Source organism: Methylomonas sp. Kb3, from assembly GCF_002834115.1.
Taxonomy (GTDB): Bacteria; Pseudomonadota; Gammaproteobacteria; order Methylococcales; family Methylomonadaceae; genus Methylomonas; species Methylomonas defluvii.
The window spans coordinates 1-11,212 of sequence record NZ_PIZT01000027.1 but is presented as its reverse complement, the minus strand read 5'-3'; the positions used below and the strand labels follow the sequence as shown (position 1 = coordinate 11,212).

Annotated in this window: 10 protein-coding genes; 3 read left to right on the top strand and 7 right to left on the bottom strand. The window is 50.3% G+C overall.

All coding sequences use genetic code 11. The features are described from left to right. Positions 1-93 precede the first annotated feature (93 nt). The 6 genes from CWO84_RS14210 to CWO84_RS14185 form a co-directional block, all read right to left on the bottom strand. Complete coding sequence (locus CWO84_RS14210) at positions 94-1,725, bottom strand: CopD family protein (protein ID WP_051670568.1); 1,632 nt, start codon at positions 1,723-1,725, stop codon at positions 94-96. Between the two features lie 5 nt (positions 1,726-1,730). Next, a complete protein-coding gene (locus tag CWO84_RS14205; RefSeq protein WP_033159609.1) occupies positions 1,731-2,090 on the bottom strand; it encodes a copper resistance protein CopC in 360 nt (119 codons plus the stop codon). Between the two features lie 10 nt (positions 2,091-2,100). Then, on the bottom strand, positions 2,101-3,486 hold the full coding sequence (locus tag CWO84_RS14200; RefSeq protein ID WP_033159608.1) for an aspartate aminotransferase family protein: 1,386 nt from the start codon (positions 3,484-3,486) through the stop codon (positions 2,101-2,103). An 83-nt stretch (positions 3,487-3,569) separates the two neighbouring features. Further along, positions 3,570-4,274, bottom strand: coding sequence for a phosphorylase (locus CWO84_RS14195; protein ID WP_033159607.1), 705 nt, complete (start codon positions 4,272-4,274; stop codon positions 3,570-3,572). Then, on the bottom strand, positions 4,271-6,226 hold the full coding sequence (gene shc / locus CWO84_RS14190; RefSeq protein ID WP_033159606.1) for a squalene--hopene cyclase: 1,956 nt from the start codon (positions 6,224-6,226) through the stop codon (positions 4,271-4,273). Before shc ends, CWO84_RS14195 begins: the two co-directional genes overlap by 4 nt. 9 nt (positions 6,227-6,235) lie before the next feature. After that, a complete protein-coding gene (locus tag CWO84_RS14185; RefSeq protein ID WP_033159605.1) occupies positions 6,236-7,327 on the bottom strand; it encodes a phytoene/squalene synthase family protein in 1,092 nt (363 codons plus the stop codon). Positions 7,328-7,766: 439 nt separating this feature from the next. Here CWO84_RS14185 and hpnH point away from each other — a divergent pair, with 439 nt between their 5' ends. From hpnH to CWO84_RS14170, 3 genes are read left to right on the top strand one after another with little or no spacing between them, the layout of a single operon-like run. Next, entirely contained in the window at positions 7,767-8,870 is a 1,104-nt protein-coding gene (gene hpnH, locus CWO84_RS14180; protein WP_101053363.1) for an adenosyl-hopene transferase HpnH, read from the top strand. Between the two features lie 47 nt (positions 8,871-8,917). Beyond that, a complete protein-coding gene (locus tag CWO84_RS14175) occupies positions 8,918-9,523 on the top strand; it encodes an ABC transporter substrate-binding protein (RefSeq protein ID WP_101053361.1) in 606 nt (201 codons plus the stop codon). A gap of 21 nt (positions 9,524-9,544) precedes the next feature. After that, positions 9,545-10,564 carry a VacJ family lipoprotein gene (locus CWO84_RS14170; protein ID WP_101053359.1) on the top strand — a complete coding sequence of 340 codons (1,020 nt, stop codon included), beginning with the start codon at positions 9,545-9,547 and terminating at the stop codon, positions 10,562-10,564. 42 nt (positions 10,565-10,606) lie between these two features. Here the strand turns inward: CWO84_RS14170 and CWO84_RS14165 are convergent, their stop codons facing one another. Further along, positions 10,607-11,122: an adenine phosphoribosyltransferase gene (locus CWO84_RS14165; RefSeq protein WP_101053357.1), complete on the bottom strand. Its 516-nt coding sequence runs from the start codon at positions 11,120-11,122 to the stop codon at positions 10,607-10,609. Between the last annotated feature and the right edge of the window lie 90 nt (positions 11,123-11,212).

The window sequence follows — 11,212 nt, the reverse complement described above, 5'->3', positions numbered from 1 at the left end:
CCAGGGGTTCGAGTTGTTCAGGCTTCAGGGCCCGAACGTCGGCGGGAGTCTGGATGGTATCTAGTAACGGAAATTCGTTAGTCTGTTTCATGATCAGTACAGGGGTTCACGATAGAACATCAGGATGACGCCTATCTGGAATAAAGCGAACACTGAAATAAATCCGGCTACGTTTTTACCGGGCGAATCTAGCTTAAGTTCCAGCCAGCGACCGCAAGCCAGGATCAGCGAGAATACGCCCATCATGGTATGGCCGACCTGAATCAGGAAGGCGGTTTTTGCCTCGAAACCGACATGCGAATGCGCCAACAGCATCATGCCGCCAAATGCCGCCAGCAACGGAAACATGTAAGGCATGAAGCCGCTGTTATTGTTAAGACGGGCTCTAACTTCGATCAAACCCAATACGAATACCAGTAAAGTGGCGATACGATGTTGCAGAATTTCGCCATTGTTAAACGTGCTTTCCCAGAAACCGATAGGGCCGAGCGGCCAGCTTTCGGCGTCGCTGCGGAAAAACAGGAACACGCCCAATGCCATGAAACCCACCGGCCAGAAGCGCGCCCAACGATGGAAGCGATCAGAAAACGACAACATCGCGAAGAAGCTCATGGTCGCCAGGAAGATGCCGGAGATGTTGTGGTTGTAATCCGACCAGGCGGTAGCGGCCTCGGACGGAATCTGACCGACGATGGCCACCCGTCCGGCTTCACCGGCAATTAAGGCTTCGTGAGTCGGCGATTCCCAGCGTGGTACGCGCGGATGAAACATGTTCAAGACTTCTTCAAAACTGGCCGTTAAATGCGGAATGTCGACTGCGGGCGGTTGCGAGGCCAAACTGGCGGCAGTGAACAGGATAGTCAGCAGTATCAGGGTTTCCGCTTCGATATAGTAGGGCACGCGCGCGGTCAGGGCATACAGGCTGCGGCTGGTGAAATAGGCATTCACGGCTTGCCGATTCAACCAGGCAAAGCCTAATGCCAGGCCCAGCATGATGATTTTTACCAATAACAGATTGCCGTAGCCAGCGCCGATGAAGCCTTGGAAAGTGCGGATGTAATACCAGGCCAGCGGCGTGCCGGTGACCAGCAATATGACGACTGAGCCGATGCCCACTGCCGAGAAGCGTTTCAGCAATAAAGGCCAAACTTCAACGGCTATGGCATTACGTTTTTTCAAGCCCCATAACGTCAGAATTTGAAATATGCCGCCTACCCAAGTGGCCGCAGCGATCTGATGCGTGACAGTTAACGTCATTAACAGGCCGCGATCCTCCAAACGACTGGCGCCGTGTACCAACCAGGCTGCGGAAATGACCAGCGGCACAATAATCGCCGTGGACAGCACCCAGAATTGTTTGGAGCGTGGATTGCTTTTTAACGCTTGCCGGATGAACACCGCCAAAATAAAAGCGCAGGTAGCGCGCGCTAAACCGGCCTGGAATTGCACGGTTTGGAAAAACGCCGGGAACGGCGATTTGCCCAAGGTCACGGCCATCAGCCATATTTTCAGGCCGATTTTCGACAATTGGGTGATGACCAGGGCTTTGCTGCCGAAATGAATCAGGTTGACGGTTTTGCTCAGCAAGGCCGAGTTATACAGCGCCTCTTCATGCCAGGGGCGCAGGACTAACAGGCCCCACAGTAAGCCACCGATGGTGATGGAATAAAACGTGAGATCGACGCCGCCTATCAATGAGTCTAAATAATTTGCAATGCCTTCCATGCGGATCACTTAGCCTGTTTGACAAAAAAACGTAGCAGGTCTTCGCTGAGATGACCGTCGGCGGCGAATATTTTTAATTTGATGGCATATTCGCCGGGTTCCAAAGCTGGTAGATGCAGCAAGACTTGGCCGGGTTTTTCGCCCGGCGTGGCCGTAATGGTTTGCATTTTATCGCCGGCACTGACCAGGAATACTTCCGATAAATCCAATTCCACTTTGGAATTGAACGATAATTCCACGTCACTGGCCAAATTGACCGGCACGGGTTTGAGTTTTAAAGAATTGTGCGTGACAACGGCGTGGCCGAAAGCGCTGTTACTGGCGACCAGTGCCAAGGCGAACAAAGCGGGTTTGAAAAAATTCATGTAGGGCACCTTATTTTTTGTTTTTCAGAGCATGGCCGGCCAGGTTTTTACCCAGCGTCCAGATCGAACCGGTGACGTTATGCGTATCGGCAATGGTTTTTTCCACGGAATTGACGATCCAATCGCGGTCTTTTTGAGTCAGCGTCAGCGGCGGTAAAAATTTGACCACGTTCATGCCGTGGCCGGCCACTTGCGCCAGTACCCGATGTTCCTTGAACAGCGGGATCAGGATCATCTGGCAGAAGAGGCCTTTGTTGGCGGCTTCCAGCATGGCCCAGGCGGCTTTCAATCCCAAGCTTTTCGGCGACTGGAATTCGATGGCAATCATTGAACCTTTGCCGCGCGCTTCCTTCAGGAACTCGTATTTTGGCGCCATCGCGTTGATGGTGGCTATGATGTCTTCCCCGACCTTGGCACTGTTTTCGACCAGTTTTTCTTCGTGAACCACATGCAAGGCAGACAGGCCGGCAGCCATTGCCATATTGTTCTTAGAGAAGGTTGAACCATGCACGACGGCTCGGTCCATGCGGTTGAACACGGTGTCCATGATATGGGTGGTCATGGCGACGCCGCCGACAGGGATGAAGCCGCCGGACAAGGCTTTGGCCATCAAAATCATGTCCGGTTTAACGCCCCAGTGCTCGATGGCCCAGAACTTGCCGGTGCGGCCTATGCCGGTCTGGATTTCGTCGGCCACGAACAAGGTGCCGTATTTTTTACATAAACGCTCGACTTCCGGCAGGTAGTTGTCGTCCGGAATGTTGACGCCTTTGCCCTGGATGGGCTCGACAATGAAAGCGGCGACATCTTTGCTGCTCAAAGCTTGTTCCAGTGCGGCCAAGTCATTGAACGGTACGGAAGTACATTCCGGCAATAGTGGGCCGAAACCTTCGCGGAAGATGTGTTCGCCGGTCAGTGACAATGAGCCCATCGTCAGGCCGTGGTAGCCATGGTCGCAATGCACGATACGCGAACGTTTGGTGGTGTAGCGGGCGAATTTGATCGCCGCTTCGACGGCTTCGGTACCGGAATTGCAGAAAAACATTTTCTCCAGATTGTCCGGGCAGGTCGCCAGAATTTCTTTGGCCAGCAGGCCGCTGAGCAAGGACACATCCATCTGTACCAGGCTGGGTAATTCCAGCGTCAGGGTTTCTTGCAGGGCTTTGATGATGGTCGGATGGTTGCGTCCCATCGCAAACACTCCGAAACCGCTCAGCAAGTCCAGGTATTCGTTACCGTCTTCGTCGTAAAGATATTGGCCGATCGCTTTTTTATAGTTTCTGTCGTAACCGATAGTGCGTAAGACGCGCACCATCTGGTTGTTAAGATAATGCTCGTGCAAATCGAATTTCTCGTCGAAATGCTGAGTAAAAAGATCGGCAATGCTAAAAGACATGTAATACCTCGTAAGTGCTTGGTTTATTTCCGGATTACGCTATGTTCCCGCTGCTTAACCCTTCAATAATTCACGGTTTTCTGCTAAAAAACGATGATTTCGTTTAGTTGTTTGGCAATGATTTTCAAGGTTTTTTGCGCGGCATGAAAATGTAAGCCCAACTTGATGAGACTGGGCGCTTCCCATGGGTGGGTTGCCAAAAAACGCAAGAGTTTGCTGGTTTCTACCTGCCCCTGGCCATTTAGGGCCTGAGTAACCGCTTGGGGTAGGCTCATGCTTACCGGATCGGCAATCGTACGAATTGCCAGACAAGGTAAGTTCGATTGCTCGGCAATTTTGGCCATGGCGCAGCTTTCCATGTCCAAGGCAATCGCACCGGTCTGCCGGTATAGTTTGTGCTTATCGCTACTGTTGCTGACGATATGGCTGCTTTCAGCCAACTTACCATTGGAAATCGGAAACTGCTTATCCAGCAACTCGTGCAGACGCTTACGCCAGCGCGGATCAGTATCGAACACCTGTTGTTGCTCCGATAACAGTTGCTCGGCCAACATCAGATCTCCCGGTTTCAATTGCGGCGACAATGCGGCTGCGCAGCCCCAACTGATCAGTTTTTTAGCGCCTTTGGCGATTAACAGGCGCGTGGCCCGCTCCGCATTGACCGGTCCGGCACCGGCAAATGCCAGGAGAATGTTGTCGGCGATTCTGACGCAATCACCCTGGACCAACTTTAGGCGGGTCAGGGTGGAGAGCTCTTCCGGTAAGGCAACAAGAATTCCTATGGTCACTGTTTGGCTAATTCGTTACGGTATCTAGCCAACGCCCACAATGGGAAGAATTTGTCATAGCCGTGATACTTCAAATAAAACACCTTTGGAAAGCCCGGTGCGGTAAAGCAGGGGTCATTCCAAACCCCGTCCGCCTGCTGGCTGCGCAGCAGGAAATCAATGCCGGCTTTGACTTCCTGGCTATGGACTTCGCCGGCGGCGATCAAGCCCAACACGGCCCAAGCGGTTTGGAAGGCGGTGCTGAAATGGTAGCGGCCGCGAAATTTCTTATCGTCGTGATAACTCAAGTTGTCTTCACCCCAGCCGCCGTCTTCGCGTTGGACGCTTTTCAGCCACGCCGCAGCTTTGGTGTACATCGGGTCACTTTTCGGTACATCGGTTTGTTCCAGGCCCAGCAAGGCAGACCAGGTGCCGTAAATATAATTGGTGCCCCAGCGGCCGAACCACGAACCGTCGGCTTCTTGATCGCCGCGGATGTATTCGATAGTGCGTTTCAGGGCTGGTAAATATTCGTCGTGATCCTTCGCCACTCGGGCCATCAGCATCGCGCAGCGGGCGCTGACGTCGACAGTCGGTGGGTCGAGCAGGGCGCCGTGGTCGGCGAATGGAATTTCGTTCAGATAGTAATAGGTGTTGTCGACATCGAACGCGCCGTAGCCGCCGTTTTGCGATTGCATACCGACAATCCAGCGTGTCGCTCTGTGAATGGACTCGTCCAATTCAGGTAGATTGGAGTCTGCCATCGCAAAGCCAACAACCGCTGTATCGTCGACATCGGGGTAATGCGGATTGGCAAATTGAAATGCCCAGCCGCCACCAGCCAGATTAGGGCGGCGAACACGCCAATCGCCTGGTTCGTCAGACAGTTGTACGCTCTTGAGCCATTCGTAAGCTTTGCTTAGTTGCGGAGCGTTAGCGGTTTTGTCGGATTCCTGCAGAGCCAATGCCGCCAGTGCCGTATCCCAAACTGGCGATAAGCACGGTTGACAATAGGCGTAGTCATCTTTGATAACCAGCAGTTTATCGATTGATTGGCGAGCGATCACCACGTTAGGGTGATCGGCTGGAAAGCCTAGTAACAACATGGCTTGGTAGGCGTTAACCATGGCGGGGAATATGCCGCCCAAACCATCCTCGCCATTCAGGCGTTCGGTAAACCAATCAACGGCTTTTTGAATGGCGTGTTCGCGCATGCGTTGTGGAATCAACGGCTCGGTAACGCGGCCCAGTTTATCCAGGCCCAGGAAGAATTTATTCAGCAGAGTCCGTTCTGGAAAGTAATGTTTTTCCTCGTCCGGATGAACGACAAACAATTCCAGGACGTTGACCTTGTGCGGATTTTTGGCTTTAGCCTTTAGGGTGCACATGATGAACAGCGGTACCATCACGGTGCGCGACCAATAGGATACTTTGTCCAGATGAAACGGAAACCAGCTGGGCAGCAGCATAATTTCCACCGGAATATACGGCACGCCGCGCCAGGGTAATTGTTCGAATATCGCCAGTGCGATTCGGGTGAAGACGTTGGCGCGCGCCGCACCGCCTTGGCTGAGTATCCACTCTCTTAATTTGACCATATGCGGCGCATCGATGGCGTCGCCGGCCATTTTTAAGGCGTAATAAGCTTTGACGCTACCGCTGATGTCGCCGGGGCCGCCGGTAAATAGCGGATAGCTGCCGTCTTCGGCCTGGCGGCTGCGCAGGTAAACGGCCATTTTGCGCTGCAATTCTTCATCGATGTCGTCCAGGTAGTGCATCATCATGATGTATTCGGACGGGATAGTGCAGTCGGCTTCCAGCTCAAATACCCAATAACCTTCCGGGCTTTGCAGGCTAAGTAATTTTTCCTGGGCGCGTGCGATAGCGGCATTCAGTAAGCCAAGGCCGCTTTTACTGCTGCTGGTATTGTTCGTGTCGTGGCTGCTGGTATCTATATGGGCTTCAGTAAACATAGTGATTCCTTATTGTCCAGTGTGCGATATAGGTGAATAGTGCCAATCCGGCGATTTCAAATTACGGCTGGTCAGGTTAAACAGTAGGGATAGCAGCAAATTGCTGCGCACGGTCAATTTGGTCGCGACAATAGTGGCTTTCACACTATTACGGCTGATTTTGACCTGATTCGATTCGTTGAAATTAAGGTTTGCCTTGATTTTCTTCAAGGTCAGTACGGCCATACCCAGCGCCCAAAGGCAAAAGTTGCGGATGCCGGTTTCGTGGCTGGGCAGGAGTTGTGTGTAAGTTAATGCATTTTGCAAATGCCCGTGAGCGATAGCCACCAGATGGCTCAGGCCGAGGCGGAAACGCTCGTCGTCGGTTTCCGGCGTCAGCTCGGCCAGATTGAAACCGGTTTCGGTGAAAATGTCTTGCGGTAACCAGCATACGCCGCGTTTGGCGTCGTCCCAAATATCTTTCAGGATATTGGTCATTTGCAGACCTTGACCAAAGGAGACTGAGAGCCTCAATAGTTCTTCGCGATGCGCGGCTATTTCCGGAGAATAATGGCAGAACAACTTTGCCAACATCTCACCGACGCAGCCGGCTACGTAGTAGCAGTAGTCGTCCATGTCTTTCAGGGTTTTCAAACCGGCATGTAAATCCAACGCCTGATAGACCGGCATGCCGTTCGCCATCGTTTCCACGCAACACGCCAGGGCTTCTATTTGCGGAGCGTCCAGTGAGCGGGTTATGGCAATCACGCGAGGCACCAGCTGGATCAGGCTATGTTCGGCCGGAATGGTTTGCTCAGAGAGCAGTGGAGCCAGCTCGGCGCTGAATACATCTGCGTTATTGCCGGTCTTGACTATGTCTATAAAAGCGCTGCAAAAGTATTTCTTTTGTTCGGCACTAAGGGATATTTCGTCTTCTATGGTGTCGACAATCCGGCATAGCAAATAAGCATTCGCCACAGCCGGATACAGTTCATCCGGGAGTTGCGGGATAGTTAGCGCAAACGTGCGCGACACGCCTTCAAGCAAGGTGGCTTGCAGTTCGGCGTCGGCTAGTTGTCTGAGCAACTCCGGATTATTGATTAGTGTTTGAGATCCGTTCATCTGTATCAAGGCTAACTATTAGTTGCCCAAATGATAGACTGTTTGTTGGTGTTTTGCAAAGTGATGTTGCTTTATGGCAAATTTGTCGAAATGGTGCTGGCAAAAGCAATATATGAGTTCATGTTTCTGATCTTTGTTGTTGTTTTAGAAAAATAATTATGGTTTTTTAGGGGTTAGGCTTTTTTGTGGTTGCTAAGCGGCTTTGTGTGGCTTTCAGGAAATGTGCGCATGTTCTTGTTGTTTTTTGCGTATTTTATCTGGAGTATGTTGTTGGAAAGTGGTATTCTGACCACATCTAATTGTGCGCCTCGAGCCTAATTGATGGTCTAAATTGGCCGCAGCAGGTGTCACTTCTAGGATGGTTATCGGTTTGCGGCTGTTGTTTTTTTGTAACAGCTGTGGTCGCTGGATGTCGTGATAGTTTTTGGAGAATAATGCTGTGAGTGTTCCTTTACGTCAGCAATTGGCTGTAGGTAGTTATCTGATCAAGCAAAAGATCAAAGGTGTAAAAAAGTATCCTTTGGTTTTGATGCTGGAGCCCCTGTTCAGATGCAATTTAGCATGCGCGGGCTGCGGTAAAATCGATTATCCCGATGATATTCTCGACAAGCGGCTTTCTGTTGAGGAGTGTTTGGCTGCGGTTGATGAATGCGGCGCACCGATGGTGTCCATTCCAGGCGGCGAACCCTTGATTCATAAAGAAATGCCGCAGATTGTGGCCGGTATCGTTGCTAGAAAGAAGTTTGTTTATCTTTGCACCAATGCCTTGCTGTTAAGAAAACGAATTAACGATTACACGCCATCGCCTTATTTGACCTTTTCCGTGCATCTGGATGGTTTAAAAGAGCGGCATGATACTTCCGTTTGCCAGGAAGGCGTTTTCGACATCGCTGTCGAAGCGATCAAATTAGCCTTGAGTAAAGGTTTCAGGGTTACCGTCAACTGCACCCTGTTCCAAGGTGAAACCCCGGAAGAAGTGGCGGAGTTTTTGGATTACGCGATGGAGTTGGGTGTAGAGGGCGTCACTATTGCGCCTGGATTCAGCTACGAGCGCGCGCCTAAGCAGGACGTGTTTATTAAAGGTCTTGACGTTAAAAACCTGTTTCGCGGTATTTTCAAAATCGGCAAGAACCGTAAGTGGAAATTGAACCATTCGTCGCTGTATTTGGATTATCTGGCCGGCAATCAGAATTACGACTGTACGCCATGGGGTAATCCAACGCGCAACGTATTCGGCTGGCAAAAACCTTGCTATTTGTTGGCTGACGAAGGTAATGCTAATTCTTTTCAAGAGTTGCTGGATGACACGCCTTGGGACAAATACGGTACGGTGAAAAATCCTAAATGCGCTAATTGCATGGCGCATTGCGGCTACGAAGCAACAGCGGTTGAGGATACCTTGGCGCATCCATTGAAAGCTTTGTGGGCAGCGGTGCGTGGTCCCAAAACCTCCGGCGAAATGGTTGCTGAAAAGCAGCCTGAGTTTGTTGCTTCTTTCAAAAAGTCGGCAATTTCCGAGATTCCGGTAAAAGTAGAGTCTTAAGACTAACCCTGTAAGTCATCCTCAATTAACAGGTTTTTATAACGATTATGTTTAAAAAATTGTATTTCAGTCTTAGTTTGCTAATGCTTGTCTGTCTGTCGTCCTTGGCTAATGCTGAAGAGATTTCTGCTCGTCAGGTTGTCGAAGAGTTTCAAAATCAGCTGCTGAGCGTAATGAAAGCCGGCAAAGAGCTTGGCTTTCAAGGGCGCTACGACAAACTGGATGTGGCGGTAAAAAAGAGCCATGATTTGCCTAAAATCGCCAGAATCGTGGTGGGCAAGCAATGGGAAGAGTTGACAACGGAGCAGCAGAATAAACTGGAAAGCGTATTCAGCAAGCTTAGTGTGTCGGCATATGCTCATAACTTTAAAGACTATTCGGGCGAATCGTTTACCTTTGCTTCTGAAGAGGAGACCGGTAGGGGGGGCGTGGTGATTCATACCAACTTGCATATTCCCGGCGAAAAGGATGTCAAGTTCGATTATATGATGAAGAAAAAAGACGATGGCTGGCAAATTATCAATATAATAGCCGATGGCGTCAGTGATTTGGCATTGAAAAGATCGGATTACACTAGTGTATTAAGCCGTGATGGTTTTGATGCCTTGATCGTTAAAATCACTGAGAAAATTGAAAGTTACGCAAAGCAATAAGTTTGTTAGGAATCGTCAGTAATGTATAGCCCTCGTTATCAAGGCAGCAGCCAGGCATCCCTGTTTTGGGTGGTGTTATTTTCAAGCGCATTATCGGTAACCGGGTGTGCTACCACGGATAAGCATCCGGTCGATGCTAACAGAGCGTCTAAAGCTAAGTCAGACGCAGCGGATCCTTACGAGGGATTCAATCGCTCCATGTACGGTTTTAACATGGGCTTGGATAAGCATTTGCTGAAGCCTATCGCTAATGGGTATAAGACTGTAACGCCTAATTTCATGCAAACTGGAGTTAGCAATTTTTTTACCAATCTTAAAGGTATCAATGTTGTTTTGAACGATGTTCTGCAAGGTAAGTTTGAACAAGGGGCTTCCGATACTGGGCGGTTCCTGACCAATTCCACGGTGGGTCTGCTCGGTTTGTTTGATGTGGCCAGCGATCTAGGCTTGCAAAATAATGTTGAGGATTTTGGGCAAACGCTCGCGGTCTGGGGGGTCGATCAAGGCCCTTATTTGGTGCTGCCGGTTTTGGGGCCGACTACGGTGCGTGACGGCGCGGCAATTGTGGTGGATAAAGCCGCCAATCCAGGAACTTACGTGCCGGGTACCGGTATTGTAGAAGGGATTAACGATAGGGCGAATGCCGAAGGCGCGTTGAATTTTATCGACGAAGCAGCGTTGGATCCTTATGTGTTTACCCGTGAGTCATTTTTGCAATATCGCAAGAACCTGATTAATGACGGCAAGAGTAATTCGACTGACTACGATCTCGATATAGACGCGGATGTCGATGTTGGTGAAATTTCTTCAGCAAAGCCTAAAGAAACTAGTGCGACGCAAAAACCAAAAGCCGATACGGCCAAAAAACTACCCGGTCACGTGCAAAATGGCATTGAGGTAGTTCCTGGCAATGTAAAGCCCAGTAGTGCGGCGTTCGATAGCATGTCCAAATCGTTCGATAATGCTGCTTTGGAATTTGAAAAAGCCTCCGACAAAATGGACCAAATGAGTAAAAAAAAAAGACCGCTTAATCGCCGTTAAATTTGTTTGAAGAGACGCAGGGAGGCGTCTCTGTAGTATTTCTCAGTAATGTAGCAAGGCATGCACTTCGTAGTTACCCAGTTTTTCCCGCCCTTGTAAGAAATCCAGTTCCACCACAAAAGCACAGGCTACCACGGTAGCGCCCAGCTTTTCGATCAGTTCGCAACTAGCCTTGGCGGTGCCGCCAGTGGCCAATAGATCGTCGATCAACAACACCTTGTCGTTACTGTCCACTGCATCGATATGCACTTCCAGTTCAGCCGAGCCGTATTCCAGGTCGTAAGAAACGCTTTGTACATCATAAGGTAGTTTGCCGGGTTTGCGGAGTGGGATAAACGGAATACCCAGTTCCCAGGCCACCAGCGAACCGAAAATAAAGCCGCGTGCTTCCATGCCGGCCACTGCGGTGATGTCGCGGCCTAAGAAAGGATGTAGCAGTTGATGGACCGCTAGACGTAATGTGGCTGGGTCTTTGACCAGTGGTGTTATATCTTTGAAGATAATGCCGGGTTTTGGAAAATCCGGAATATCCCGAATCTTGTTTCTCAATCTCTCCATTTCTAACCTCCAGATTTACGCACAAACCGCCTGAATCTTAGCCAAGATACCCTTAGTATCCAGGCTGCATAATGCCAGCAATTCCTCGCG